At 74.8% G+C, this 26105-nt stretch carries 22 protein-coding genes and 1 riboswitch; of the genes, 8 read left to right on the forward strand and 14 right to left on the reverse strand.

Annotated features, from left to right (window positions below; translation table 11 throughout):
* Nucleotides 1-106: 106 nt before the first annotated feature.
* The 4 genes from O7628_RS29590 to pdhA all read right to left on the reverse strand — a co-directional run bounded on the left by O7628_RS29590 (nucleotide 107) and on the right by pdhA (nucleotide 5741).
* Nucleotides 107-1786, reverse strand: coding sequence for a right-handed parallel beta-helix repeat-containing protein (locus tag O7628_RS29590; protein WP_278135628.1), 1680 nt, complete (start codon nucleotides 1784-1786; stop codon nucleotides 107-109).
* A 279-nt stretch (nucleotides 1787-2065) separates the two neighbouring features.
* A complete protein-coding gene (locus O7628_RS29595) occupies nucleotides 2066-3502 on the reverse strand; it encodes a dihydrolipoamide acetyltransferase family protein (protein ID WP_278135630.1) in 1437 nt (478 codons plus the stop codon).
* Nucleotides 3499-4515: an alpha-ketoacid dehydrogenase subunit beta gene (locus O7628_RS29600; protein WP_278135633.1), complete on the reverse strand. Its 1017-nt coding sequence runs from the start codon at nucleotides 4513-4515 to the stop codon at nucleotides 3499-3501. The genes O7628_RS29595 and O7628_RS29600 overlap by 4 nt, the downstream gene beginning before the upstream one ends.
* Nucleotides 4515-5741 carry a pyruvate dehydrogenase (acetyl-transferring) E1 component subunit alpha gene (pdhA, locus tag O7628_RS29605; protein WP_278136439.1) on the reverse strand — a complete coding sequence of 409 codons (1227 nt, stop codon included), beginning with the start codon at nucleotides 5739-5741 and terminating at the stop codon, nucleotides 4515-4517. Before pdhA ends, O7628_RS29600 begins: the two co-directional genes overlap by 1 nt.
* A 72-nt stretch (nucleotides 5742-5813) precedes the next feature.
* Between pdhA and O7628_RS29610 the strand changes: the two genes are divergently transcribed.
* Nucleotides 5814-6320: an Lrp/AsnC family transcriptional regulator gene (locus O7628_RS29610; RefSeq protein WP_074477242.1), complete on the forward strand. Its 507-nt coding sequence runs from the start codon at nucleotides 5814-5816 to the stop codon at nucleotides 6318-6320.
* A gap of 72 nt (nucleotides 6321-6392) precedes the next feature.
* On the opposite strand, the gene O7628_RS29615 is transcribed toward O7628_RS29610, so the two are convergent.
* The 3 genes from O7628_RS29615 to O7628_RS29625 all read right to left on the reverse strand — a co-directional run bounded on the left by O7628_RS29615 (nucleotide 6393) and on the right by O7628_RS29625 (nucleotide 8663).
* Nucleotides 6393-7373 (reverse strand): DNA primase small subunit domain-containing protein, encoded by a 981-nt coding sequence (locus O7628_RS29615; protein ID WP_278135635.1) that lies wholly within the window; start codon nucleotides 7371-7373, stop codon nucleotides 6393-6395.
* A gap of 73 nt (nucleotides 7374-7446) precedes the next feature.
* Complete coding sequence (locus O7628_RS29620; RefSeq protein WP_074477240.1) at nucleotides 7447-8268, reverse strand: SAM-dependent methyltransferase; 822 nt, start codon at nucleotides 8266-8268, stop codon at nucleotides 7447-7449.
* Between the two features lie 68 nt (nucleotides 8269-8336).
* Nucleotides 8337-8663: a hypothetical protein gene (locus O7628_RS29625; RefSeq protein WP_178065251.1), complete on the reverse strand. Its 327-nt coding sequence runs from the start codon at nucleotides 8661-8663 to the stop codon at nucleotides 8337-8339.
* 281 nt (nucleotides 8664-8944) lie between these two features.
* Here O7628_RS29625 and O7628_RS29630 point away from each other — a divergent pair, with 281 nt between their 5' ends.
* The 5 genes from O7628_RS29630 (at nucleotide 8945) to O7628_RS29650 (ending at nucleotide 14994) form a co-directional block, all read left to right on the forward strand.
* Nucleotides 8945-11050, forward strand: a complete 2106-nt coding sequence (locus O7628_RS29630) for an acyltransferase family protein (protein WP_278135639.1) — start codon at nucleotides 8945-8947, stop codon at nucleotides 11048-11050.
* Nucleotides 11051-11103: 53 nt separating this feature from the next.
* Nucleotides 11104-11835 (forward strand): histidine phosphatase family protein, encoded by a 732-nt coding sequence (locus tag O7628_RS29635; RefSeq protein ID WP_278135641.1) that lies wholly within the window; start codon nucleotides 11104-11106, stop codon nucleotides 11833-11835.
* Nucleotides 11819-12682, forward strand: coding sequence for an NAD(P)H-hydrate dehydratase (locus O7628_RS29640; RefSeq protein WP_278135642.1), 864 nt, complete (start codon nucleotides 11819-11821; stop codon nucleotides 12680-12682). The genes O7628_RS29635 and O7628_RS29640 overlap by 17 nt, the downstream gene beginning before the upstream one ends.
* 137 nt (nucleotides 12683-12819) lie before the next feature.
* Nucleotides 12820-14304 (forward strand): S8 family serine peptidase, encoded by a 1485-nt coding sequence (locus tag O7628_RS29645; protein ID WP_278135644.1) that lies wholly within the window; start codon nucleotides 12820-12822, stop codon nucleotides 14302-14304.
* A 189-nt stretch (nucleotides 14305-14493) separates the two neighbouring features.
* On the forward strand, nucleotides 14494-14994 hold the full coding sequence (locus O7628_RS29650) for a hemerythrin domain-containing protein (RefSeq protein ID WP_278135646.1): 501 nt from the start codon (nucleotides 14494-14496) through the stop codon (nucleotides 14992-14994).
* 132 nt (nucleotides 14995-15126) lie between these two features.
* Here the strand turns inward: O7628_RS29650 and O7628_RS29655 are convergent, their stop codons facing one another.
* The gene (locus O7628_RS29655; RefSeq protein WP_278135648.1) at nucleotides 15127-15972 is read right to left on the reverse strand and encodes a metallophosphoesterase; all 846 of its coding nucleotides are present in this window, start codon (nucleotides 15970-15972) and stop codon (nucleotides 15127-15129) included.
* A gap of 87 nt (nucleotides 15973-16059) precedes the next feature.
* Nucleotides 16060-16149, forward strand: a riboswitch (ZMP/ZTP riboswitch).
* Nucleotides 16150-16167: 18 nt separating this feature from the next.
* Between O7628_RS29655 and O7628_RS29660 the strand changes: the two genes are divergently transcribed.
* Nucleotides 16168-17607 carry a glycine hydroxymethyltransferase gene (locus tag O7628_RS29660; RefSeq protein WP_178065244.1) on the forward strand — a complete coding sequence of 480 codons (1440 nt, stop codon included), beginning with the start codon at nucleotides 16168-16170 and terminating at the stop codon, nucleotides 17605-17607.
* Nucleotides 17608-17719: 112 nt separating this feature from the next.
* Here O7628_RS29660 and O7628_RS29665 read toward each other — a convergent pair whose 3' ends face one another.
* The 6 genes from O7628_RS29665 to O7628_RS29690 form a co-directional block, all read right to left on the reverse strand.
* A complete protein-coding gene (locus O7628_RS29665; RefSeq protein WP_074477232.1) occupies nucleotides 17720-17980 on the reverse strand; it encodes a hypothetical protein in 261 nt (86 codons plus the stop codon).
* Between the two features lie 61 nt (nucleotides 17981-18041).
* Nucleotides 18042-19406, reverse strand: a complete 1365-nt coding sequence (locus tag O7628_RS29670; protein WP_278135649.1) for a PLP-dependent aminotransferase family protein — start codon at nucleotides 19404-19406, stop codon at nucleotides 18042-18044.
* A gap of 2 nt (nucleotides 19407-19408) precedes the next feature.
* A complete protein-coding gene (locus O7628_RS29675; RefSeq protein ID WP_278135651.1) occupies nucleotides 19409-20563 on the reverse strand; it encodes an alpha-hydroxy acid oxidase in 1155 nt (384 codons plus the stop codon).
* The gene (locus O7628_RS29680) at nucleotides 20556-21554 is read right to left on the reverse strand and encodes an alpha/beta hydrolase (RefSeq protein WP_278135653.1); all 999 of its coding nucleotides are present in this window, start codon (nucleotides 21552-21554) and stop codon (nucleotides 20556-20558) included. The genes O7628_RS29675 and O7628_RS29680 overlap by 8 nt, the downstream gene beginning before the upstream one ends.
* Nucleotides 21555-21569: 15 nt before the next feature.
* Nucleotides 21570-22787: a cytochrome P450 gene (locus O7628_RS29685; protein WP_178065242.1), complete on the reverse strand. Its 1218-nt coding sequence runs from the start codon at nucleotides 22785-22787 to the stop codon at nucleotides 21570-21572.
* 70 nt (nucleotides 22788-22857) lie between these two features.
* Entirely contained in the window at nucleotides 22858-24129 is a 1272-nt protein-coding gene (locus O7628_RS29690; RefSeq protein WP_278136440.1) for an SGNH/GDSL hydrolase family protein, read from the reverse strand.
* 380 nt (nucleotides 24130-24509) lie between these two features.
* Here O7628_RS29690 and O7628_RS29695 point away from each other — a divergent pair, with 380 nt between their 5' ends.
* Nucleotides 24510-26096 (forward strand): AMP-binding protein, encoded by a 1587-nt coding sequence (locus O7628_RS29695; RefSeq protein ID WP_278135654.1) that lies wholly within the window; start codon nucleotides 24510-24512, stop codon nucleotides 26094-26096.
* The last annotated feature ends 9 nt before the right edge of the window (nucleotides 26097-26105 follow it).

Below are 26105 nucleotides of genomic sequence, written 5' to 3' on the forward strand. Positions count from 1 at the left end.
TTGTCGACAGTTTCGGCGGAGGCGGGTCGAAAATGGTGGACCGCGCCCCGAGGACCCCGTGTCACCGATCGGCCCGTCCGCGGACGGACGACCGGTTCGCCCGCCGTCAGTCCCAGTCCTGGTCGCCGTGGTTGCGGTCCCACCGGCCGCCGACCGGCGGGGTGTCCAGGCGGGTGGCGGCCACCGCGTTGCCGGCCAGGTCGTTGTCCTCGACCCGGCAGGACACGCAGCTGCCCCGGTCGGTGATCCAGATTCCGTGCGTCTGGGTGCGTTCGTCGTGGTTGTCCCAGATCCGGTTGCCCCGGATGGTGGCCGAGTCGACGTGCGCGTTGACCGTGATCCCGGCCCGGCACCGCGGCGCGCCCGGCAGCTCGTACGCCGTGCCCGGCAGCGGGGTGTCCCCGCTCCAGGCGCTGTAGGCGTCGGGGCGCACCGGGGCGAGGGTGAGCCCGGTGTCGTCGTTGGCGGCGACCAGGGCGACCCGCTTGCCGACCCGCAGCACCTTGCCCCGGTGCCCGTCGTGCTGCCAGCCGGCGGTCCGGTCGACGAGCGACCGTTCGTTGTAGCGGACCGACTCGCCGCCCCCGCCGTACGCGCCGGCGCACTGCCGGCCGTTGTTGCGGATGCGGTTGTTGAGCAGCACGGCGTCGACCATCGGCCGGTCGATGCGGATGGCGTCGAGGCCGTTGCCCCAGAAGTCGTTGCCGTCGATGACCACGTCCGTCGCCGCGCCGTGGTAGCCGTGCCCGAGGTCGTGCTCGTGGTAGCCGTACGCCCCGTTGCCGCTGATCCGGTTGCCGCGCACCGTGTACGGGCCCGGGGTGTTGCCCATGCTGATGCCGTCGCGGACGTTGCCGTCGATGACGCAGTCGGCCAGCAGGCCGCCCCGGCCGGCCACCCCCGAGGTCCCCTCGGCGGAGACGTCGAAGCCGGCCTCCAGGTTGCCCGTCATCGTGCAGGCGGAGACGATCAGCCCGTCCGCGCCCCAGTCGGAGATGCCGAACCGGTTGCCCTGGCTGTGGCAGCCGACGATCCGGTAGCCGCGCGGCGGCGACCAGGTGGCCTTCTGGAGTTCCAGGAAGATGCCGTTGGTGCCGTTGCCCAGCGCGGTGCAGTTGGCGATGGTGAGCCGCTCCATCGCGCCCCAGCCGCCGATGCCGACGCCGATCCCGGCGCCGCCCATCTCCTGACCGTTGTCGAGCCGGCCGCAGCCGACCACCACCACCCCCTCGATCAGGCTGTCCTGGAGGAAGTCGCAGCCCAGGCCGGTCGCCGCCGTGTGGTGGATGTAGAGGTTGCGGAACACCCCGCGCACCACGTACTGCAGGCCGAGGCCCTTGGCGAGGTAGTTGTACTCGGCCATGGCCACGCCCGAGCCGTCGATCTCGAAGTCGGCGAAGGTGCAGTCGGCGATGTGCCGGTCGCGGTCCGCGCCGTGCTGGAGGGTGGTCCAGAAGGCCAGCGGGGTCGGATCGGCCCGGTTGCCCTCGTTGCTGAGCAGGAACCGGGTCGCGCCGGGGCCGGCCCCGATCAGGGACACCCCGCTGCGCCACACCGTGCCCGCATCGCGGATGGAGTAGATGCCGGGCGGGCAGTAGATGACCCGGGCCCGCCCGTCGGCGGCGTAGCCGTCGCCCAGGCGGTCCACGAGGGCGGCGAGCGCGGGCTGGTCGTTGGTCACCCCGTCGCCGCGCAGCCCGTACTCGGTGGCGTCGCAGTGCAGCGGTGCCCCGGCGACGGCCGGGCGGCGGTCTCGGACAGCGGCGGGCAGGCCCTGGTACGGCACTGCGCTCTCCCCTCGCACGGGCGGACGACCGGGTGGTCGCGGGCGGACGACCGGCGGTCGTCGCCGGCGCGGAATTCCCGGCGACGACGGGAAGAAACGGGAGAGGAAACGGATCGGAATCAGCGCACCGGCGGCGCCGCCGAATGAACGGCGATCCGGATCGGGAACGCATTTCCGACCCATTCGACCGGGCCCGAACGAAAGGGGACGACGGGGTCGCGGGGGCGCACGGAAAGGGACGTTCGGGGTCCCGGCGGCGCAGTGCCGCCGGGACCGGGCTCACCCGTTGGCGATCAGCAGGGCCGGCTGCTCCACGCAGTCCGCGACGTGCCGCAGGAAGCCGCCGGCCACCCCGCCGTCGCAGACCCGGTGGTCGAAGGTGAGGCTGAGCTGCGTCACCTTGCGTACGGCGAGCTGACCGTCGACGACCCACGGCTTGTCCACGATCCGCCCCACGCCGAGCAGCGCCGCCTCCGGGTGGTTGATGATCGGGGTGGAGCCGTCGACGCCGAACACGCCGTAGTTGTTGAGGGTGAACGTGCCGCCGGTGAGGCGGGCCGGCGGCAGGGCGCCAGCCCGCGCGGCGGCGGTGGTCTCGGCCAGCGCCACGGCCAACTCCCGGGTGGTGAGCAGGTGCGCGTCGCGCAGCACCGGGACGACCAGGCCCCGGTCGGTCTGCGCGGCGATGCCCAGGTGCACCCCCCGGGACTGGACGATCCGCTGCCCCTCGGTGTCGACCCGCGCGTTGAGCTGCGGGAAGCGGCGCAGCCCGCTGAGGCAGACGCGGGCCAGCAGGGCCAGCAGGCTCACCGGCGCGTCCGGGGTCGCGGCGTTGATCGCCCGGCGGGTCTCCACCAGGGCGGTGGCGTCCGCGTCGACCCAGATGGTCACCTCGGGGATCTCCCGCCGGCTGCGGGAGAGCTTGTCGGCGATCACCTTCCGCACGCCGGTGAGCGGGACGACCAGGTCCTCCTCGCCCACCGGCACGGCGGTCCGGCCCGCCGGGGCCGGACCGGCGGCCGCGCCGGACGGGGTCGCGCCCGGGTGGTCGGGGACCGGGGCGGGAGCGGGCGGCGGGGCCGTGCCGGCGAGGGCGGCCTCGACGTCGGCCCGGCGCACCACCCCGCCCGGGCCGGTGCCGCGCAGGGTGGCCGGGTCGATGCCGTGCTCCCGGGCCAGCCGCCGGACGATCGGGGAGATCACCAGGGCGACCGCGCCCCCGGGGACCGCCGCGGCGGGATCGGGCGCGGGCGTCGACACGAGGACCGGTGCGGGCGCGGGCACAGCGGACGGCGCGGACTCGGGCTCGGCGGACGGCGCGGGCTCGGGGGCGACGGAGAGCCGGGGCCGGCGGCGTCGCCGGCCCGCCGCGCCGTGCCCGGTGCCGTACCCGATGAGGACGTTGCCGCTGCCGGCGCGCTCCTCCTCCCGGTAGGCGGCGTGGCCGGCGGGCTCGCCGCCGCCGGCGGCGCCGTCGGCGGGCGCGATGGTGATCAGCGGCTGGCCGACCGGGCGCGTCTCGCCCGCCGCGCCGTGCAGCGCCACGACCCGCCCGGCGTACGGGCAGGGCACGTCCACGACGGCCTTCGCGGTCTCCACCTCGACCACGCTCTGGTCCACGGTCACGGTGTCGCCGACGGCGACCCGCCACTGCACGATCTCCGCCTCGCTCAGCCCTTCGCCGAGGTCGGGCAGGAGGAACACCTGGTCGCTCATGCCGCGCTCCCCTGCGGCAGCCAGCGCGCGTCGGGCCGGTCGTCCCACTGGAGCCGGGCCACCGTGTCGAGCACCCGGTCCACGCCGGGCAGGTGGGTGTGCTCCAGCATCGGCGCGGGATACGGGATGTCCAGCCCGGACACCCGCAGCACCGGGGCGTGCAGGGCGTGGAAGCAGCGCTCCTGCACCCGGGCGGCGATCTCCGCGCCGACCCCGGCGAAGCCCTGCGCCTCGGAGACCACCACGCAGCGGCCGGTGCGGCGCACCGACGCGGCGATGGTCGCGTCGTCGAGGGGGACGATCGTGCGCACGTCCACCACCTCCAGGTCCCAGCCCTCCTCGCGGGCGGCCTCGGCGGCCTCCAGGGCGACCGGCACCGCCGGCCCGTACGCGACCAGGGTGGCGTCGGTGCCCGGCCGGCGCACGACGGCCCGGCCGAACGGCTCGGTGGCCGCCGGCAGGTCGGCCTCGGCGCTGGAGAAGTAGAGCTTCTTCGGCTCCAGGAACACGACCGGGTCCGGGTCCGCGATGGCCTCGCGCAGCAGCGAGTACGCGTCGGCGACCGTCGCCGGGGTGACGACCTTCAGGCCCGGGGTGTGCGCGTAGTACGCCTCGGACGAGTCGCAGTGGTGCTCGACGCCGCCGATGCCGCCCGCGTAGGGCACCCGGATGACCATGGGCACGCCGAGCGCGCCCCGGGTGCGGTTGCGCAGCTTCGCCACGTGCGAGGCGATCTGCTCGAACGCCGGGTACGCGAACGCGTCGAACTGCATCTCCACCACCGGCCGCAGCCCGGACATCGCCAGGCCGACGGCGAAGCCGACGATGCCGGCCTCGGCGAGCGGGGTGTCGAAGCAGCGTCTGTCGCCGAACCGGGCCTGGAGGCCGTCGGTGATCCGGAAGACGCCGCCGAGCTTGCCGACGTCCTCGCCGAAGACGAGCACCCGCTCGTCGGCGGCCAGCGCGTCGGCGAGCGCGGCGTTGAGCGCCTTCGCCATGGTGGTGGTCGCCATCAGCGCCCGTCCTCGCGGTCGGCGGCCAGCTCGGCGCGGACCAGCTCCCGCTGTTCGAGAAGCTGCGGGGTCGGCGTGGCGTAGACGTGGTCGAAGAGGCTCAGCGGGTCGACCTCGGGCTGGACGTGCATCCGCTCGCGCAGGTCGGCGGCGTACGCCTCGGCCTGTTCGGCGATCGCGGCGACGGCCGCGTCGTCGAGCGCGCCGCGCGTGCGCAGGTACGTCTCCAGCCGGGCGACCGGGTCGCGGTCGCGCCAGGTGTCGACCTCGGCGCCGTCGCGGTAGCGGGTGGCGTCGTCGGCGTTGGTGTGCGGCTCCATCCGGTAGGTGTGCGCCTCGACCAGGTAGGGGCCGTTGCCGGCGCGGGCGTGCGCGACCGCGCGGGTGAGCACGGCGAGCACGGCGACGGGGTCGTTGCCGTCGACCTGCTCGCTGGGCACGCCGTAGCCGACGCCCTTGTACGCTAGCGACGGGGCGGCGGTCTGCCGCGACAGCGGGACGCTGATGGCGTACTTGTTGTTCTGCACGAAGAACACGACGGGGGCCCTGAACACGGCGGCGAAGTTGACGCCCTCGTGGAAGTCGCCCTCGCTGGTGGCGCCGTCGCCGATGAAGGCCAGGGCCACGGTGTCGCGGCCCTGGTGGGCCTCCCCGTAGGCGAGGCCGGCGGCGTGCACGCACTGGGTGGCCAGGGGGGTGCACTGCGGGGCGGTGTGCACCCGGGTGGGGTCGTACCCGCAGTGCCAGTCGCCGCGCAGCAGGGTGAGCACCTCGACGGGGTCGATGCCCCGGGAGACCAGCGCCATCGACTCCCGGTAGGTCGGGAAGACCCAGTCGGTGTCGCGGACGGCGAGCACCGCGCCGACCTGGCAGGCCTCCTGGCCGCGCGAGGACGGGTAGACGGCGAGCCGGCCCTGCTTGGTCAGGGCGGTGGCCTGCGTGTCGAAGCGCCGGCCGACGACCATCCGGCGGTACATCTCGCGCAGGTCCTCGACGGGCGGCTCGGGGTAGTCGGCGCGGGCGGGCCGGGGCGTGCCGTCGGGGTCGAGCAGCCGCACCGGTTCGGTCTGCGGCAGCAGGGCGGCGGCCGGGTCGGTCGCCGCCTGCTCGCGGGCGGGGGCCTTGGTGGGCTTCTTGGCCGGCGGGCGGGTGCGCGGGGATGCCCTGCGGACCGCCTGGGGTGTGGTCGTCACGGCGGGGACCTCCTGGACTTGTGGTGGACCTATGCTCCTGCCGTTGGATGATTGACTCAACACACGCGATGAACGCGGGACGAATGGCAGGGGAAGGGGCCGGATGTGAGCCAGCAGGCCACCGGGGAGCCGGGCGCGGAGGGCGGTACGGGACGTTCGGCCGGGCCGCTCGACGAGGTGGACCGGCGCATCCTCGACGAGCTGGCCCGCGACGGGCGGATCTCGATCCGTACCCTCGCCGAACGAGTGCACGTCTCCCGCACCAACGCGTACGCGCGGGTGGAGCGGCTGCTGCGCGACGGCGTCGTCACCGGCTTCCGGGCCCGGATCGCGCCCGAGCCGGCCGGGCTGGGCACGTCGGCGTACATCGCGCTGACGATCCAGCAGAACACCTGGCGGGAGGTGTCGGCCGAGCTGGCCCGGGTGCGCTACGTCGAGCACGTCGCGCTGCTCAGCGGCGAGCACGACGTCCTCGCCCTGGTCCGGGCGCCCGACAACGCCACCCTGCGGGACGTGGTGCTGGACCGGGTGCAGGGCATCGCCGGGGTGCTGTCCACCCGCAGCTGGCTCGTCTTCGATGAGTTCGAGGGCACCCGCAGCCCGTGGGCGTGAGCGCGCCGCCGCCGGTGGTGCCGCCGCTGCTGCTGGTGGTGCCGGCGGCGGCCCGGCGGCACAGGTGGCGGCTCAGCGCTCCGGTGGGGCCGCGAGGCCGGCGCGGTCGGCCAGCTCCAGCAGCGGCTCCAGCGAGAAGCGCGGGCCGTCCAGGCCGGCGTGCGGGTCGCCGCGCCCGGCGAACCGGGCCGGCAGGGTGAGCACGTCGAAGTCCTCCGGCCGGGCGGCGTCCAGCTCCGACCAGTCCAGCGGCGCGGAGACCAGCGCCGCCGGGGTGGGCCGGATCGAGTACGCCGAGGCCATCGTGTGGTCCCGCGACATCTGGTTGTAGTCGACGAAGACCGGCCGGTCCCGCTGCTCGCGCCACCAGGTCGTGGTGACCAGGTGCGGCAGGCGGCGCGCCAGCTCGCGGCCCAGGGCCAGCACCGCCCGGCGGCAGTCGCCGAAGCCCCACCTCGGCTCGATCGACACGTAGACGTGCAGCCCCCGCCCGCCGGTGGTCTTCGGGTAGCCGACCAGCCCCAGCTCGGCCAGCACCGCGCGCAGCTCCAGCGCGACCGGGACCACCTGCGCGAAGTCGACCCCCGGCAGGGGGTCGAGGTCGATGCGGAGCTGGTCGGGGCGTTCGGTGTCGGCGGCGGTGACCGGCCACGGGTGGAAGCGCAGCGTGCCGAGGTTGACCGCCCAGATCACCACCGCCAGCTCGCCGGGCGCGACCTCGTCGGCCGTGCGTCCGCTGGGGAACGTCAGGTGGGCGGTGCGCACCCAGTCGGGCGCGCCGGAGGGCAGCCGCTTCTGGTAGAACGCGTCGCCCCGGTTGCTCTGCCGGGTGGCGATCCGCGCGCCCTCGAACACGCCCCGGGGCCACCGCTCCAGCATGGTCGGCCGGTCCCGCAGGGCGCGCAGGATCCCGTCGCCGACGGCGAGGAAGTAGCGCACCACGTCGAGCTTGGTCAGGCCGCGCTGGGGAAAGTAGGGCTTGTCGGGGCTGGAGACGCGGACCACCCGCTCCCCGACCCTGATCTCCTGCGCCGCCGTGGCCACGACTGCCACCGTACGACGCCGCGCCGACGGGCGCAGGCAGGTCGGGGGCAGTCCGGCGGGCCTTCGGCGCGGCCCGGCGCGGTCAGGGCTTGCGGGCCACGCAGCCGTACTGCGGGACGACCGCCGGCTCCTCGCCGTCGGCCGGACGCCACCGCGCGCACGACACCAGGCCCGGCGCCACCAGCTCCAGGCCGTCGACGAACCGGGCGATCTCCGCCCCGGTGCGCGCGCGGATCGGCGGCGCGGCGTTGGCGTTCCAGAACTCCATGGCCGGCACGTTCGCCTCGCCGCCCAGCTCGACGGTGGGGTGGGTGAGCGCCAGGTAGCTGCCCGGGGGCATCGCGTCCAGCAGCCGGCGGACTATCGCCACCGCCTCGTCGGTGTCGAGGACGAAGTTGAGGATGCCCAGCATCATCACGGCCACCGGCCGGTCGAGATCCAGCGTCCGCCCGGCGGCGGCCAGGATCGACGCCGGGTCGTGGACGTCCGCCTCGACGTAGTCCGTGGCCCCCTCGGCGGAGCTGGTCAGCAGGGCGCGGGCGTGCACGAGGACCATCGGGTCGTTGTCGACGTAGACGATCCGCGCGTCGGGGGCGACGGCCTGCGCGACCTGGTGGGTGTTGTCGGCGGTCGGCAGGCCGGTGCCGATGTCGAGGAACTGCCGCACGCCGGCCTCGCCGGCCAGGTGCCGCACCGCGCGGGCGAGGAACCGCCGGTCGGCCCGGGCGACCTCGCCGATGACCGGGAACATCTGCCGGACGTGGTCGCCGACCCGGCGGTCCGGCTCGAAGTTGTCCTTGCCGCCCAGCCAGTAGTTCCACACCCGGGCGTTGTGCGCCACCGAGGTGTCGATGGGCTCGACCCGCTCGCCGCCGCGAACCCCGACGTCGCCGGACTCTGACACGAAAACTCCTCGGCTGTCGCGGATGTCCGGTCAGCCTAGCCCCGCGGCGGGCGGCTGGCCGGGCCGGGTCAGGACAGCAGCGCCACCCCGACGGCCATCAGCGGCAGCGAGACGAACAGGAAGATCCCGACGCCGGTGAGCACCCGCCCGCCGCCCGCGTCCTCCCGCTCCGGGGCCAGCCCGAAGGCCGACCGGGCGGGCAGCATGCCGATCCGGCTCAGGGTCAGGTCGCCGGTGAGCCCGAGCAGGGTGCCGACGACGATGAGCGCGACACCGACCCGGAAGACGAAGTCGCCCCCGCTGACCGCCGTCCACACGCCCGCGGCGGCGGCGACCGCCACCAGCGCCACGACGAACAGCACGAGCGCCTCGCGCAGACCCCGGACCACCGTCATCGCCGCGCACCCCTCTCGGCCGGCCGGCGGCCGGCACCCGTCGACACCCGCACCGGCGGTGGCCCCGGCGGCGCGGGTGACATTCTGCCGGGCGTACGGCCACGGCGCTGCCCCGCGCCGCGGGCGCGCGTCGGCCCCGCCCGGCCGCCGGGCCCGGACCGCGCCACCCCCGCGCGGCCGGCGGGGATAACCTCCGTCGTCCCGCCCCGTTGAACACGTCGCCTACCGGTCGACACGAGGGGAACGGGCATTCGATGCGCTTGCCAGTGACGCGCTTGCCAGTGACGCCGGAAGGTTCCGCGCGGTCGGCCTTCCGGGGGGACATCGAGGGGCTGCGCGCGCTCGCCGTGGTCATGGTCCTCGTCGGCCACGCCGGGCGCGACCTCGTGCCGGGCGGCTTCGCCGGCGTCGACGTCTTCTTCGTCATCTCCGGATTCCTCATCACCGGCCTGCTCGTCGCCGAGCTCGAACGCACCGGCCGGATCTCCCTGGCCGGCTTCTACGCCCGCCGGGCCAAGCGCCTGCTGCCCGCCGCGGCCGTCGTGCTGGTGGCCAGCCTCCTGCTCACCTGGCTCCTGCTGCCCCGCACCCGCTGGGCCGACACCGCCTGGGACGTGGTGGCCAGCGCCGCCTACGGGCTGAACTGGCGGCTCGCCGTCCAGGCCACCGACTACTGGGCCGCCGACGCGGCGCCCAGCATCGTCCAGCACTTCTGGTCCCTCGGCGTCGAGGAGCAGTTCTACCTCGGCTGGCCGCTGCTCCTGCTCGGTCTCGCCATGCTCGGCGGCCGTCGCCGGCTGCGCCGGGGCGCCCTGATGGCCGGCTTCGCCCTCGTCGCGCTGCCCTCGTTCGCCTGGTCGGTGCACGCGAGCCAGGCCGACCCCGGCCCGGCCTACTTCGTCACCACCACCCGGCTGTGGGAGCTCGCCCTCGGCGGGGCCGTCGCCATCGCCGGCGCCCGACTGCACCGGCTGCCCCGGCCGCTGGCCGCCATGCTCGCCTGGGCCGGACTGGCCACGGTGGCCGCGTCCGCCTTCCTCGTCGACCCCGACCGGGCCTTCCCCGGCTATCAGGCGCTGCTGCCGACGGTCGGCACCGCCGCCGTGATCGCGGGCGCGCAGGCCGCCGGCCGGTTCGGCCCCTCCGGCGCGCTCGGGTGGCGGCCGATCCGCGCCGTCGGCGCGCTGTCCTACTCGCTCTACCTGTGGCACTGGCCCCTGCTGGTGGCCGCCGAGGCACGGTTCGGCGAGCTGGGCACGCGGGCGGCCCTCGGCGTGGTGGCGCTGTCGGCCGTGCCGGCCGCGCTCACCTACCGGTTCGTGGAGAACCCGATCCGGATGTCCGCGGCGTTGCGGTGGGAGCCGGCCGCCGCCCTGCGGGTCGGCGCCCTCTGCACGGGCGTCACCGTCGCCGCCGGCATGCTGTTCCAGCTCACGGTGTGGCCGCCCCGGCAGGTGCCGCCCACCCCCGTGGCCCTGCCGGCGATCGGCGGGCCCGCCCCGACCGCGACCACCACCCCCGCCGGACCACCCGGCGCGGCGGTGCTCGGCAGGGAGCCGCTGGGTGACCGGGCCGGGGCCGCCGTCGACCGGGTCGCGTCCATCGTCCCCGACCCGAGCGTCGCCAAGAAGGACGGGCCCGAGCAGTGGGCCCACCCCTGCGGGGCCGGGCAACGCGGTGACCAGGCGTTCCCCTGCAAGTACGGGGACCCCTTCGGCGCGACCACCGTCGCGCTCGCCGGGGACTCGCACGCCAACCAGTGGTTGCCGGCCCTGAAGCTCGTCGCCGAGGCGGAGGGCTGGCGGCTGCTGTCCTACACCCGGTCGGCCTGTCCGTTCATCTCCATCGAGGTGGCCTGGCAGGAACGACCGGAACCCGGCTGCCGGGACTGGAACCGCGCCGTGCAGAAGCAGCTCGTCGAGGTCGAGAAGCCGGACCTGCTGCTGGTGAGCAACACCTTCTACCGCCCCTACGGGGTGGACCCCGACGACGTCGACGAGGCGGACAAGGGCATGGCCGAGGGGCTGCGCGCGACCTGGCGGGCGGTGACGGCGGTCGACACGACGGTCGTCGTGCTCCGCGACTCGCCCTACCTGGAGCGCAACGCCCCCGAGTGCGTGGCGGCCAATCCACGGAAGCTCACGCGCTGCGCGACGGACCGGAAGTCCGCCCTGGACGCGGGCGGCGGGCCGGCGCACGAGGCGGCGGCCGCCGGGCAACGCGGCGTCCACCTGGTCGACCTCAACGACGCCATCTGCCCCGTCGACCCCTGCGCGGCGGTCATCGGCGGTGTTCTGATCTACCGGGACGCCAACCACCTCACCGCCACGTACGTGTCGAGTCTCGCTCCCCGGCTGCGGGACCGCCTGGTCACGCTGCTCGACTAGGCCCCCGTCCCGGTCAGGGTTACCGCTCGGGAGGGCCGGGTACGGTTCGGCGCATGGCGGAACTGGCAGCCCTGTGGATCGTGCGGCACGGCGAGAGCACGGCGAACGTCGCGGCGACCGAGGCGGAGAACACCGGCGCGGAGCTGATCGGGCTGACCCACCGCGACGCGGACGTGCCGCTGTCCCCCACCGGCGAGCAGCAGGCCCGGGCGACCGGGCGCTGGCTGGCCGGGCTGCCGCAGCGGCGGCGGCCGGACGTGGCGGTGGTGTCGCCCTACCTGCGGGCGGTGCGCACCGCCGAGCTGGCCCTCGACGGCACCGGCATCCCGGTGAGCCGCGACGAGCGGCTGCGGGACCGGGAGCTGGGCGTCCTCGACGGGCTGACCGCGCACGGCGTCGCCCGCCGGTTCCCCGACGAGGCGCAGCGCCGGGCCCGGCTGGGCAAGTTCTACTACCGGCCGCCCGGCGGCGAGTCGTGGACGGACGTGGCGCTGCGGCTGCGCGGCCTGCTCGGCGACCTGCGCCGGGACCACGCCGACCGGCGGGTGCTCCTCTTCGGCCACGACGCGCTGGTGTTCCTGCTGCGCTACCTCGTGGAGGGGCTGACCGAGCCGGAGCTGATGACGCTGACCCGCCGGCACGTGATCGCCAACTGCTCGGTCACCGGTTGGACCGCCGACGCCGACGGCCGGCTCGTCCCCGACGCGTTCAACGACGTCACCCACCTGCACGAGCAGGGCGCCCGCCCCACCAGGGAGGACGAGGTCCATGCCGAACCGGTCTGAGGTGATCACCCCGGCGCTGCTGCGGAACTGGGCGCTGCCCGTGCCGACCGGCGGCAAGGAGGCCCGGGGCACCGTGCTGGTCGTCGGCGGCTCCCGGTTCACCCCCGGCGCGGTGCTGCTGGCCGGGGTGGCCGCCCTGCGGGCCGGCGCGGGGGTGCTGCAACTGGCCGCCGCCGAGTCCACCGCCGCCGCGCTGAGCATCCAGGTGCCGGAGGCGCTGGTCGTGGGCCTGCCCGAGACCGCCGACGGGGCCGTCGCGGGCCGGCCCGGCGACCCGCTGGACGCCCTGGTGGCCGACGCCGACGTGGTGGCCGTCGGCCCCGGGCTCACGGACATCGAGGCGACCGGCGAGCTGCTGCGCGGGGTGCTCGACGCCGCGCCGAAGCAGACCGCACTGGTGCTCGACGCGTACGCCCTCGGCGCGCTCAGCCACGCACCGGACCTGCTGGTCGGCTCGGGCCGCCCGGTGGTGCTGACGCCCAACCTGACCGAGGCGGCGCACCTGCTGGGCCGCGACCCCGGTGACGACCTGGACGCCGAGGCGGCCGAGCTGGCCCGCCGGTACGACGCGGTGGTCTCCCTCTACGGCCACGTCGCCGCGCCCGACGGGCGGTGCTGGCGGGAGGAGAGCGGCGACGCGGGGCTGGGCACCTCCGGCAGCGGCGACGTGCGGGCCGGGCTGCTGGCGGGCCTGCTGTCGCGGGGCACGGAGCCGGCGCAGGCGGCCTGCTGGGCGGCGTTCGCGCACGCGGTCAGCGGGCAGCGTCTGGTGCCCCGGTTCGGCCGGATCGGCTTCCTCGCCCGCGAGCTGCTCGACGAGATCCCGCACACCCTCGCCACGATCTGACCGCCCACTCCGGTGCAGCGTAACGCCGCGCGGCGGCCCGGCGCTCATCCAGCGGAGGCGGGCGTCCGTCCGCCTTCCGCCGGCCGCGTCCCCCACCAGGGGCGCGCAGCCGGCTGGAACAGCCCCTGGGAGTCTGTGTGAAGAACCTGCGTCGCAAGACCCTGGCCGCCGCGTCCGCCGTGACGCTCGGCGTCGGTCTCGCCCTCACCGGCGGACCGGCCCCGGCGGCGGCCGTCGGCCCCGACACCACCTTCCTGGTCCTCGCCCCGCAGGGCGCGACGACCGACGCCGCGGCGGCCCGGGTCGCCGCCGCGGACGGCACGGTGGTGGCCAGCTACCGGCAGATCGGCGTGCTCGTCGTCCGGTCGGCCAACCCCGACTTCGCCTCGGCGGTGAAGGGCGCCGGCGTCGAGTCGGTGGCCGCCACCACCGGCCTCGGCAGCGCCCTCGACGAGGGCGAGACCGTGGAGGTCCCGACGGCCGACGCCGCCGCGGCCAGCGGCGACCCGACCACCGAGCCGCTGTACGGGCAGCAGTGGGACATGCCGATGATCGGCGTCCCGCAGGCCCACGCGATCACGACCGGTAGCCCGGACGTGGTCGTCGGCGTGCTGGACAGCGGCATCTCCTCCAGCCACCCGGACCTGGCCGGCCAGATCGCCAGGGACAAGAGCGCGTCCTGCGTCGGCGGTGTCACCGACACCGCCGAGGCCGCCTGGAACCCGACCACCTCCGACCACGGCACCCACGTGGCCGGCACCATCGCCGCCGCCATCAACGGCGTCGGGGTGACCGGCGTCGCCCCGGGCGTCCGGGTGGCCGCCGTCAAGGTGGTCAACGACGACGGCTACATCTTCCCGGAGGCCGCGGTCTGCGGGTTCGTGTGGGCCGCCGAGCACGGCATGCAGCTGACCAACAACAGCTACTATATCGACCCGTGGGAGCTGAACTGCCGCAATGACGCGCGCCAGCGCCCGGTGTGGCAGGCCGTGCAGCGGGCCATCCGCTACTCGCAGAGCAAGGGCGTGCTCAACGTGGCGTCCGCGGGCAACTCCAACTACGACCTCGCGCACAAGATCACCGACGAGGGCAGCCCGAACAACGGGACGCCCGAGACCCGCGAGAACCTCACCAACGCCTGCCTCGACCTGCCGGCCGAGGCGCCGGGCGTGGTGACCGTGTCGGCGGTCGGCCCGACCGGGGACAAGAGCTACTACTCCTCGTACGGGAAGGGCGTCGTCGACGTGACGGCCCCGGGCGGGGACACCCGGTTCCGCACCCAGGGCGCCCGGTCGACCAGCACCGACGCGATCCTGTCCACCACCTTCAACACCGCCACCCGCACCAACGGGTGGGGCTACAAGCAGGGCACCTCGATGTCCGGTCCGCACGCGACCGGCGTCGCCGCCCTGGCCCTGTCAGCCCACCCGGGAATGACGCCGGGGCAGCTCGCGTCGTTCCTGGAGCGCACCGCCGTCGCCCGCTCCTGCCCGGCGGGCGTCTACAACCCGGTCCCGCTGATCCCGACGGGGCCACACGCGTACGACGCGACCTGCTCCGGCGGGGCCCGCAACGGGTTCTACGGCGCGGGCACCGTCAACGCCTACAACGCGGTCAAGTGACCGCCTGACGGGAAACTGGTGGGGCCCGGCCGCCGGGCCCCACCAGCGTGTTTCGGGCACCGGCGCGCCGCTGGCCGGACCGCACCGGCCGGGGCGGGCGACGGGACCGTCCACCGATCGGGTGACGCCTGTTTCCGCTGGTGACCTCGGGGTACCGGACGATCATCAGCCGAACCTAGGAGGTCACCGGTGTCGACCGATGCCATCGTCGTGCTCAAAGAGGACCACAAGGAGATGCGCCGCCTGTTCCGGGCCTTCCAGGATGCCCAGGACGGCCCGGCGAGCCAGCGGCAGAAGCTGGTGGGGCAGATCCTGGAGGCCCTCACGGTGCACACCTACCTGGAGAACGAGGTGATGTACCCGGAGGTCCGCAAGCTGCTGCCGGACCTGGAGGACGACATCCTCGAATCGTACGAGGAGCACCACGTCGCCGACCTGCTCTGCGCGGAGCTGGCCGCCATGGACGCCGACGACGACCACTTCAACGCCAAGACCACGGTGCTGATCGAGAACGTGGAGCACCACGTCGAGGAGGAGGAGCAGGAGTGGTTCCCGAAGGTGCGGGAGGCGCTCGGCCGCAAGCAGTTGCAGGAGATCGGCGAGCGGATGATCGCGCTGCGCCCCGACGCCCCGCGCAGCCCGACCGCCCCGAAGGCGATCAAGAAGGCGCTGGACGCGGTCACCGCCTGACACCGCCCGTCCCGCACCCGAGCCCGTGGACGGTTGGCGTCACCAGCGGACGGCAACCGTCCACGGTCCGGGGGTCCGGCCGCGAGGCCGGCGGGGCGGGAGCAGGTCCGGGCCGATCAGGTCGGGGGCGGATCAGTCCGGGGGCGGGAGGATCTGGCGGAGCTGGCCGGGTGGGACGGACCGGCGTCGCCACTCCCGGGGGTAGCCCACCGACACCTCCTCGAAGCGCACCCCGTCGTGCCAGGTCGTGCGGGGGATGTGCAGGTGGCCGTAGACGGCTGCGGCGGCCCCGTAGCGCACGTGCCAGTCGGCGGTGGCGTCGGTGCCGCACCACTGGGCGAAGATCGGGTAGCGCAGGATCCGGGTCGGCTCGCGCACCAGCGGCCAGTGGCTGACCAGCACCGTCGGCAGCGCCGGGTCGCGGGCGTCGAGCCGCGCGGCCGTCTCGGCGAGCCGGGCCGCGCACCAGTCCTGCCGGCTCGGGTACGGGTCCGGGTGCAGCAGGTATTCGTCGGTGCAGACGATGCCGGTGGCGTGCGCCTCGGCCAGGGCCGCCTCGCGGGTGTCGATGCCCTCGGGCCGCCAGGTGTAGTCGTAGAGCAGGAACAGCGGCGCGACCAGCGCCGGCCCGCCGGGGCCCCGCCACACGGGGTAGGGGTCCTCCGGGGTGACCACGCCGAGGGCGCGGCAGACGTCGACCAGGTGCCGGTAGCGGGCCACCCCGCGCAGGGTGACGGAGTCGCTCGACGGGGTCCACAGGTCGTGGTTGCCCGGGGCCCACACCACCGTGGCGAAGCGCCGGCTGAGCAGGCCCAGCGCCCATTCGATGTCGGCCACGGTGTCGGCGACGTCACCCGCGACCAGCAGCCAGTCGCCCGGTGAACGGGGGCGCAGGCCCTCGACGATCGCCCGGTTCTCCGCGTATGTCACATGCAGGTCGCTGATCGCGAGCAGCGCCCCGTCGGCCTCCCCCACCACCGTTCGATCCTACGGGAGCCGCCGCGGGCGTGGGGACCGCCGAAGGTGGTCCGGCCCGGCCGGCCCCCGGGCCGACCGGGTAGGATCGACCCGGGCCGTGACTGGCGCGTGGGGATGGACAACCATCGGGAAGCGGTCCCGTCATCAGGACGTCTGCCGAGCGCCTGGGCCTTCCGCACGTCACCAGGAGGTCGCATGTCGTCGCCGAACGCCGAGTCCACCGCCTTCCGCAGCGCCCTCGAGGTGATCCGCGCCGTCGAGCCCCGCGTCGCCGACGCGATCGGGGCGGAGCTGGCCGACCAGCGCGAGTCGCTGAAGTTGATCGCGAGCGAGAACTACGCCTCCCCCGCCACGCTGCTGGCGATGGGCAACTGGTTCAGCGACAAGTACGCCGAGGGCACGGTCGGCCGCCGCTTCTACGCCGGCTGCCAGAACGTCGACACCGTCGAGGCGCTCGCCGCCGAGCACGCCCGGGAGCTGTTCGGCGCGTCGCACGCGTACGTGCAGCCGCACTCGGGCATCGACGCCAACCTGGTGGCGTTCTGGGCGATCCTGGCCGACCGGGTGGAGTCCCCGGCCCTGAAGCGGGCCCAGGTGCGCCAGGTCAACGACCTGACCGAGGAGGACTGGTTCGCGCTGCGCCGCGAGCTGGGCGACCAGCGGATGCTCGGCATGTCGCTGGACGCGGGCGGCCACCTCACCCACGGCTTCCGGCCCAACATCTCGGGCAAGATGTTCGACCAGCGCAGCTACGGCACCGACCCGGCGACCGGGCTGATCGACTACGACCGGGTCGCCGAGGCGGCCCGCGAGTTCCGGCCGCTGATCCTGGTCGCCGGCTACTCGGCGTACCCGAGGAAGGTCAACTTCCGGATCATGCGGGAGATCGCCGACTCGGTGGGCGCGACGTTCATGGTCGACATGGCGCACTTCGCCGGCCTGGTGGCCGGCAAGGTGTTCACCGGCGACTTCGACCCGGTGCCGCACGCGCACATCGTCACGACCACCACCCACAAGTCGCTGCGCGGCCCGCGCGGCGGCATGGTGCTGTGCGGCCCGGAGCTGGCCGACCAGGTCGACCGGGGCTGCCCGATGGTGCTCGGCGGCCCGCTGCCGCACGTGATGGCCGCCAAGGCGGTCGCCCTGGCGGAGGCGCGCCGCCCCGACTTCGCCGACTACGCGCAGCGCATCGTCGACAACGCCCAGGCCCTCGCCGAGGGGCTGCTGGGCCGGGGCGCGAAGCTGGTCACCGGCGGCACGGACAACCACCTGGTGCTCATCGACGTCTCCGGCTACGGGCTGACCGGCCGGCAGGCGGAGCAGGCGCTGCTGGACTCGGGCATCGTCACCAACCGCAACGCGGTCCCACAGGACCCGAACGGCGCGTGGTACACCTCGGGCATCCGGATCGGCACGCCCGCCCTGACCACCCGGGGCCTGGGCGCCGCCGAGATGGACGCGACGGCCGAGCTGATCCACACCGTGCTCAGCCAGACCACGCCGGGGTCGAACGCCGACGGCACGCCGTCGAAGGCCAAGTACGTCCTGGACCCGGCCCTGGCCGACAAGGTCAGCCGCCAGGCCACCGACCTCCTGTCGACGCACCCCCTCTACCCCTCGGTCACCCTGACCTGACCGTTCCCACCCGCTCGCTGATCAAAAGGAGAGCGTCATCGTCGAGATCGACTTTGACGCTCTCCTTTCGATCGCCGAGGCGGGGGCGGCGGGACGCGGGGCCGGGCGGGGGTCAGGCCATGGGGCGCTTGAGGTGGTAGCGGTGGACCTCGGTGCTGCCCTGGACGTTGTTCACGTCCTCGGCGGCGGAGACCAGCTCCCAGCCCTCCCGGCCGGCCCGGTTGAGGTGCGCGATCGCGGTGTCGCCGTACGCGGTGATGTCGGTGCGGGACCCGTCCGGGCCGTACCACACGAACGAGACGTGGAAATTGCGCCCCTGCCCCTGGTAGCGGCGGACCAACAGTGCGTACTCCCATGCGACCATGCCGTCCATTATGGCCGGTCCGCCCGGCCGCGCGGCGCACGGGGGGTGGCGGAACGACGACAGTGCGGGGTCAGCCCCGGGCCGCCGGGACGGGCGACCGGGCCAGCTCGTCGGCGATCAGCGCGGCGAGCCGGTCGAGGCCGGTGTCGATCTGCCCGGGCGTCACGGCGCTGATCGACAGCCGCAGCGCGGCCACCGGCGCGGTGTCGTCGTAGAAGTGGGCCATCGGCGTCCACAGCACGCCGTAGTCCTCGGCGGAGCGGCGCAGCAGCGCGTCGTCGACGGGGAACGGGACGCTCACCACGGCGAAGAAGCCGCCCGCCGGGACGTTCCACCGCACCGGCGACGGGTCGGGGAACCGCCGGGCCAGGCCGTCGACGAGGTGGCGCAGGTTGCGGGCGTACGCGGCGCGCTCGCGGGTGTTCGCGGCGACGAGGCTGCACCCGTGGGCGAGCAGCGCCCCGCCGACGACGGCCTGGGCGATGGCGGAGGTGTTCACCGTGACCATGCTCTTGATCTTGGCGAGCTGGTCGGCGAGCGGCCCGACGGTCCCGTCGGCGTCGCGCACCCGCTGGTCGGCGACGAGGTAGCCGACCCGCGCCCCGGGCAGCACGGTCTTGGCGAACGAGCCGAGGTAGACCACCCGCCGCCCGGTGTCGAGGGCCTTGAGCGTGGGCACCCGCCCCGCGCCGTCGGCGTGGAACAGCCCGTACGGGTTGTCCTCGATCAGCAGCAGGTCCTCGGCGGCGGCGAGGTCCAGCAGCCGCCGCCGGTCGGCCAGGCCGATGCTCGCCCCGGACGGGTTGGCGAAGTCCGGCATCACGTAGCAGGCGCGCGGGCGCAGCCCCTCGGCGCGGGCCCGGCGCACCTGCGCGCGCAGGTCAGCCAGGTCGATGCCGGCCGGCCCCCCGGCCACCGGGCGCACCGGCAGGTCCACGAGCCGGGCCGCGCCGGTCAGCCCGACGTAGGTGGGGGCGACGGCGAGCAGCACGTCGGCGGGGCCGGCGCGCAGCGCCCGCAGCACCAGCAGCATCGCCTCCTGGCAGCCGACGGTCACCACGATCGACTCCGGGTCGACGGTGATCTCCTCGTCGACGGCGAGGTTGCGGGCGACGAGGTCGTGGATGATCCCCTTGGTGCGGCCGTACTGGAACAGGGCACGGTGCACCTGCGCCGGCCCGTAGCCGAGGTCGTCGGCCAGGTGGGCGCGGAACGTCTCCAGGTGCCGGTGCAGGTCGGCGACGTCGAAGAACTCCTCGTACGGGCGGCCGGCGGCCAGCGACACCGCGTCGGGATAGCGCTGGGCGACCTCGTTGAGGAAGTTCATCGAGTTCAGCGCGGGGTCGCCGACCGCCGGGTGCAGGTCGGCCACCTCCAGATCGGCCACAGCCAGGTCGGTGTGCGCGCTCAGGTCCACCGGTCGTCCACCGTCCACGTTCAGCCTTCCGTGATCGTACGCAGGTCGCGGGCCTCCGCCGGGTCGGCGCACCCGGCGAGGGTGAGGGCGTCGCGCAGCTCGGCGGCGAGCAGCGCGAACGCGGCGTCGGCGCCGGCCCGCCCGCCGACGGCCAGCGCCCACAGCAGCGGCCGCCCGACCAGCACCCCCGACGCGCCCAGCGCCAGGGCGCGCAGCACGTCGACGCCGCCGCTGATGCCGCCGTCGACCAGCACCTCGCACCGGTCGCCGACGGCGGTGCGCACCTGCGGCAGCATGGTCAGCCCGGCGGGGGCGGCGTCGAGCTGCCGCCCGCCGTGGTTGGACACCACCACCGCGTCCGCGCCCGCGTCGGCGGCCAGCACCGCGTCGCGGGGGTCGAGGACGCCCTTGACCACCAGCGGCAGGTCCGTGCGCCCCCGCAGCCAGGCGACGTCGGACCAGGTGAGGGCCGAGGCGAACGCCGCGCTGGTGTGCCGGGCCACGGCCGACGTGCCGGGCGTGCCGGCGTGCGCCAGGTCGTCGCGGCTGCCGGGCAGGTTCGCGGCGGCCACGTGCGGCGGCAGCGCGAACCCGTTGCGGACGTCGCGCAGCCGGGGGCCGAGGATCGGCACGTCGACGGTGAGCATGAGCGCGGTGCACCCGGCCCGCTGCGCCCGGTCCACCAGCTCGCGGACCATCCCCCGGTCCCGCAGCCAGTAGAGCTGGAACCACACCGGCCCGCCGGCCGCCGCGATCTGCTCGATGGTGGCGCTGCTCAGGGTGCTCGCCACGTAGGGCACCCCGGCCGCGCCGGCGGCCGCCGCGAGCGCGGGCTCGCCGTCGGGGTGCACGAGCCGCTGGTACGCCATCGGCGCGACCGCCACCGGCAGGGCCTGCGGCCGGCCGAGCAGCGGGGCGTCGGTGCGGGGCCGGTCGATCCCGCGCAGCATCCGGGGCAGCACGGCGACCCGGTCCAGGGCGGCCCGGTTCGCGGCGAGGGCGGTCTCGGCGCCGCTGCCGCCCGCCACGAAGTCGTACACCTCGGGCGGCAGCGCCGCGCGGGCCAGCGCGGCGAAGTCGGCGAGGCTCGCCGCGAACGGCGCCGCACCGGCGGGACCGGCCGCAGGCGGGGCGGCGGGCGGGGCGGGCGCGGCCGGGGCGAGCGGTTCAGCCATCGACCGCGCCCGCGTCGGCCGGCGCCGCCGGGGCGACGCCGAGCCGGTCGCGCAGGAACGCGGCGGCCCGGTCCTGGGCGTGCCGGCCGGCGTCGAACGCCCCCGGCATGGCGAAGAATCCGTGGATCATCCCCGGGTAGCGGGCCAGCTCCACCGGCACCCCCGCCGCGCGCAGCCGGTCGGCGTAGCGCTCCCCCTCCTCGCGCAGCGGGTCGTACTCGGCGGTGATCACCAGGGCCGGCGGCAGGCCGGTCAGGTCCTCCGCGAGCAGCGGCGACGCGAGCGGGTTCGCCGCGTCGGCCGGATCGGGCAGGTAGTGCCCCCGGTACCAGGCCACCGAGTGCCGGTTGAACAGCAGCGGGTCCTGCTCCCCGCCGGGCCCGGCGGGATCGGCGGACCCCGCCGGCTCGGCGCGTTCGCGCTGGTCGGTGTTGGGGTAGACCAGCAGTTGGGCGGCCAGCGCCGGCCCGCCGCCGTCGCGGGCCAGCAGGGTCACGGCGGCGGCGAGGTTGCCGCCCGCGCTGTCCCCGCCGACGGCCAGCCGGGCCGGGTCGGCCCCGAACTCGTCGGCGTGCGCGGCGAGCCAGGCCACGGCGGCGTGGCAGTCGTGCACCGCCGCCGGGAACGGGTGCTCGGGGGCGAGCCGGTAGCCGACCGTGACGACCTGGCAGCCCGTGGCGTTGGCCAGCCGGCGGCAGATCCCGTCGGCGGTGTCGACGCTGCCGAGGGTCCAGCCACCGCCGAAGAAGTAGACCAGGGTCGGCAGCGGGCCGTCCCCGGCCGGCCGGTGCACGCGTACCGGCAGGTCACCGGCCGGGCCGGGGACGACCGTGTCGCGTACCGCGTGCACCGGTTCGACGTCGCCGCCCCCGGCCCGGATGGCCGCCAGGTCGGCCGCGCGCGCCTCGGCCAGGGTCTGCGTGTAGAGCGGCGCGACGCCGGCCGCCGCGCGCGCGGCCCGGTATGCGACCACCTGCGGGTCCAGGGGCATGGGTGGGTCTCTCCTCTACTCGCCGGTGGTGACGAACAGCTTGTCGATGCCACGCAGGAACAGGCTGCCGCTGTAGACGGGCTGCTGGGTGATGCGCAGCCCGGGGAAGCGGGCGAACAGCCGGGGCAGGGCGAGCTGGCCCTCCAGCCGGGACACCGCCGAGCCGAGGCAGAAGTGCAGGCCGACGCCGAAGGCCAGCGACGGCGGGCCGGCGCGGCGCGGGTCGAACCGGTCGGGGTCGGGGAAGCGGGCCGGGTCGCGGTTGGCGGCGGCGATCAGCAGCATCACGTTCTCGCCCTCGGCGACCTGCACGCCGTGCAGGACGGTGTCGCGGGGCGCGGCCCGGGCCAGGAAGTGCACCGGGCTCTGCATGCGCAGCACCTCGTCGACGCAGCCCCGGGTCAGCTCGTCGTCGCCGGGCAGGGCGGCGGTCACGTCGGGGTGCTCCAGCAGCAGCGGCAGGCCGTTGCTGAACATGTAGACGGTGGTGACGAAGCTGGCGTTGAACAGGACGATGAGGTTGCTGATCAGCTCGTCCTCGGTGAGGTCGACGCCGCCGGAGTCGAGCGCCTCGACGAGGCCGCTGATCAGGTCCTCGCCGGGGGCGCGGCGGCGCTCGGCGATCCGCTCCCGGTAGTAGCCGCGCAGCTCGGCGGCGGCGGTGTTGGCCTTGGCCAGCCGCTCCGGGGTCGCCCCGGCCACGTCGAGGAAGTCGTCGATCCAGTCGACCCGCTCGCGGTACCAGGGCAGGTCGGCCTCGGGCAGGCCGATGAACTCGGCCATCACCAGCGCCGGGATCGGGTACGCGAAGTCGGCCACGAAGTCGACCTCGGCCCCGCCGGCGCCCGCCTCGGCCATCCGGTCCAGCAGCGTGTCGGTGACGCGGGTGATCACCGGCTCCAGCGCGCCCAGCCGGCGCGGGGTGAACGTCTTGGCGAACACCGCCCGCATCCGGGTGTGGTCGGGCGGGTTGATGAACATCATCGACGACTCGAAGGTGCGCAGGATCTCGTGCTGTTCCCAGCCGGGCGGGGACTGCTTGAGCCACTCCGGGTCGCGCAGCACCTGGTCGACGACGTCGTACCCGCCGGCGACGGCGCTGACGGTGCTGTGCTCGGGGCGGTTCGGGATCTCGCGGATCGGGCCCAGCTCGTGCAGGGCCGCGTAGAAGGGGTACGGGTTCTGCCGGCCCTGGTCGCTGTACAGGCCGGAGAGCAGCTCTTTGACGTCCACGGTGGTGCTTCCTCCCCAGGAAGTTGGCGACGGGGCGACGGGAGGATCACCCCCCGCCGCCCCGCCGGTGTCACAGACCGAGCAGGCGCAGCGGCACCGCGTCGGCCATCGCCTGGTTGCCCAGGTCGTTCGGGTGGATGTGGTCACCCGAGTCGTACGCCGGCAGCAGCCGGCTCGGCTGGGCCGGGTCGCGCAGCACCTTGTCGAAGTCGAGCACCCCGTCGAACTCGTGGCTGCCCCGCAGGTACGCGTTGACCGCCTGGCGGGTGGCCTCCTTCTCCGGCGTCCACACGCCCGGGTTGCCGTGCCCCTCGTACGGGGTGAGCGTGGCCACCAGGCTGGTCAGGCCGCGGGCCTTGACCTGCTGGTTGACCTGCCGCAGCGAGGCGATGATCTTCTCGGCGGAGTCGTCCGACATCCAGATGTCGTTGATGCCCAGGTGGGTCACGACGGTCCGCACGCCGGTCTGCGGGAAGACGTCCTCGTTGAGTCGGGCCAGGGCGTTCGGGCCCAGCTCGTAGTAGCCGGGGAAGCCGCCCGCGCCGGGCTCGGTGCCCTCGTGGTTGAGCCGGTTGCCGGCCAGGCTGAGGTTGAGCACGCCCGGGGTACGCACCTCGGGGCGGGCGTCGATCAGCCGGTCGGCGAGCAGGTCGGGCCAGCGCCGGTTGGTGTTGACCGTGCTGCCGTTGCCGTCGGCGATGGAGTCGCCGAGGACGACGACCGAGCCGGGGCTGAGCTTGCGCTGCACGTCCACGCCGGACAGGAACATCCAGCAGCAGTCGGGGCGGATGGTGAAGCCCGTCCCGCCGGCGGCACCGGTGAGGTCGGTGGCGCCGATGAACGTGGTCTGCCGCGACTGGCCGTGGAAGGTCACCGGCCCGGTCAGCTCGGGGAAGTACAGCGTGACGACCAGGTCCTCCTGGTCACCGACCGGGAGGTCGACCGGGTCGCTGAGCAGCTCCCCGCCCTTGTTCATGGTGACCGACGCGGAGCCGTTGAAGGTCAGCTCCTTCACGGTCGGCACGGCCACGTCCGACAGGTCCGTCGGGGTGGACGTGTCCGGCCGGGCGATGGTGGCCCGGCCGACCTTCACGGCCTGCTCGCCGTAGAGGTTGCTCAGCCGCACGCGCAGCCGGGGACCGCCCACCGTGGTGTGCACGATCATCCGGATGCTCTGGTTGTTGAGGCCGGTGTTGGTCAGCCCGACCGTGTTGCCCCGGGTCACCGCGGCGGCCCAGCTGCCCGCCCACACGGGTGCGCCGGGGCGCTTCCCGGTGTCCGGGCCGGCGGTGGCCACCACGGCCGGCGCTCCCACGACCAGCGCCGTGGCCGCAGCGGCGATCACCTGCCATCTCTTCGGGGCCGTTATCAAGCGCCACTTGTTCGGAGTCGACATTGAACCTCCATGTTGGCAGCCCAGGGTCGTCCACTGACGACAGCCTCCTGGACGATGGTCCAGAAACCTAGCCGCGCCCCTGACAGGCGTCAATCAACCTGATCGACAAGATCAAATGACGTCGAGCTGCGGCCGCGCACCGATCGGCCCGGTGCCCGGCGCGGCCGGGCGGCCTACGCTCGAAGCTGGCGGCGGTGCGGTCGCCGAAGCGCGCCGCCGTCGCCGCGTCCCGGCCCTGAGCTGCCGGGACGCCGCTCGCGGCCGGTCGTCGCGGGCGCCCCGCCGGGCCGCCGCCGACCGCCGCCGGAAGCTGATGGGGGCTGGCGATGACCGACGGTGCCGACCGACCGACCACCTACGTGCACGAGGCGCTGGAGCTGTTCGAGGGCTTCGGCGACCGGGAGGCCCTGGTGGGCGGCGGACGCCGACTGACCTATCTGGACGTGGCCGCGCAGGTGCGCGGCATGGCCGCCGCGCTGACCCGCGGCGGGGTCCGCCCGGGCGACGCCGTGCTGGTGATGCTCGGCAACGCGGTCGAGGGACCGCTGCTCCAGCTCGCCCTGCACCTGCTGGGCTGCCGGACGATGTGGGTCGCCCCGGTCACCTCCCGCCGCGAGGTCGACGACTTCGTCCGGCTGTCCCGGCCGGAGGCGTTCGTCTACGACGCCCGCGACGGCGACGGGCTCGGCCCGCGGATCGCCGCCGACCTGACCGGCGTGCCCGTGTTCTGCCTCGGCCCCGGCGGCGCGGGCCCCGACCTCACCGCCGCCGACCTGAGCGACTCCGGCCCCACCGCCGCCGGGCTGCCCGGCGGCGTGCCGGAGCCGGAGTCGTTCCTCCAGACCAGCGGCACCACCGGCACCCCGAAGCTGGTGCACCACCGGGAGAGCTTCTACCGCCAGGTCCTCGCCCTCGCCGAGGGCTTCCGCTCCGGCGGGATCCCGCTGCTGCGGCACCTGTCCCACTCGCCGATGTGGCTGGCCAGCGGCCAGATCACCACCCTGGTCAACCTGTTCAGCGGCGGCGTGCTGTTCCTGCGCGAACGGTGGGACCCGGCGGCGTTCATCGCCACCGTCGGGCGGGAGCAGATCAACTCGACGTTCGTCACCCCGCCGATGCTCTACGAGGTGCTCGACCACCCCGACCTGCCCGGCGCGGACTTCTCCGCCATGTTCATGTTCAACGTGGGCGCCGGGCCCGCCGCGCCCGCCCGCCTGCGCCAGGCGATCGCCCGCTTCGGCCCGGTCCTGCGCATCGTGTACGGGCTCAGCGAGGCCGTCGTGATCACCGCCCAGCCGGGGCTGACCGAGGACCCGGAACACCCGGAACGGCTGCGCTCCTGCGGGAAGCCGTACGGGGACGTGGCGGTGCAGATCCGCGACGCCGACGGGGCGGTCCTGCCGGCCGGCGTCGACGGGGAGGTGTGGGTGCGCACGAAACTGAGCTTCGCCGGCTACCACGGCCAGCCCGAACTGACCGCCGAGACCCTGGTCGACGGCTGGGTACGCACCCGCGACGTCGGCCACCTCGACGCCGACGGCTACCTCTACCTCGTCGACCGGCTCGCCGACCGGATCCTCACCCGGCAGCGGAGCTGGCCGATCTACTCCCGGCCCATCGAGGACGTGCTCGCCGGGCACCCGCAGGTGCGGGCCGCCGCCGTGATCGGGGTGCCCGACGAGGTGGCCGGCGAGCTGCCGTACGCGTACGTGGTGGCGACGCCGGGGGCGACGGTGACGGGGGCGGAGCTGATCGACCTGGTCACCGCCGAGCTGAGCGAGACGTGGGCGCCGGGCGCGGTGGAGTTCGTCGACGCGCTGCCGCTGAACCGGTCGGCCAAGGTCGACAAGCTGGCGCTGCGGGCCCGGTACGCCGCCGGCCGCCCCGCCGACCACGTCGGCAGCCCCGCGTGACGACCGAGG

This window comes from Micromonospora sp. WMMD956, assembly GCF_029626125.1.
GTDB lineage: Bacteria > Actinomycetota > Actinomycetes > Mycobacteriales > Micromonosporaceae > Micromonospora > Micromonospora carbonacea.

Coding starts and splice junctions, on each gene's coding strand:
- O7628_RS29595 (WP_278135630.1), bottom strand. CDS start 3,502: ATGAGCGACCAGGTGTTCCTCCTGCCCGACCTCGGCGAAGGGCTGAGC.
- O7628_RS29600 (WP_278135633.1), bottom strand. CDS start 4,515: ATGGCGACCACCACCATGGCGAAGGCGCTCAACGCCGCGCTCGCCGAC.
- O7628_RS29625 (WP_178065251.1), bottom strand. CDS start 8,663: ATGACGGTGGTCCGGGGTCTGCGCGAGGCGCTCGTGCTGTTCGTCGTG.
- O7628_RS29635 (WP_278135641.1), top strand. CDS start 11,104: ATGGCGGAACTGGCAGCCCTGTGGATCGTGCGGCACGGCGAGAGCACG.
- O7628_RS29640 (WP_278135642.1), top strand. CDS start 11,819: ATGCCGAACCGGTCTGAGGTGATCACCCCGGCGCTGCTGCGGAACTGG.
- O7628_RS29660 (WP_178065244.1), top strand. CDS start 16,168: ATGTCGTCGCCGAACGCCGAGTCCACCGCCTTCCGCAGCGCCCTCGAG.
- O7628_RS29665 (WP_074477232.1), bottom strand. CDS start 17,980: ATGGACGGCATGGTCGCATGGGAGTACGCACTGTTGGTCCGCCGCTAC.
- O7628_RS29675 (WP_278135651.1), bottom strand. CDS start 20,563: ATGGCTGAACCGCTCGCCCCGGCCGCGCCCGCCCCGCCCGCCGCCCCG.
- O7628_RS29680 (WP_278135653.1), bottom strand. CDS start 21,554: ATGCCCCTGGACCCGCAGGTGGTCGCATACCGGGCCGCGCGCGCGGCG.
- O7628_RS29695 (WP_278135654.1), top strand. CDS start 24,510: ATGACCGACGGTGCCGACCGACCGACCACCTACGTGCACGAGGCGCTG.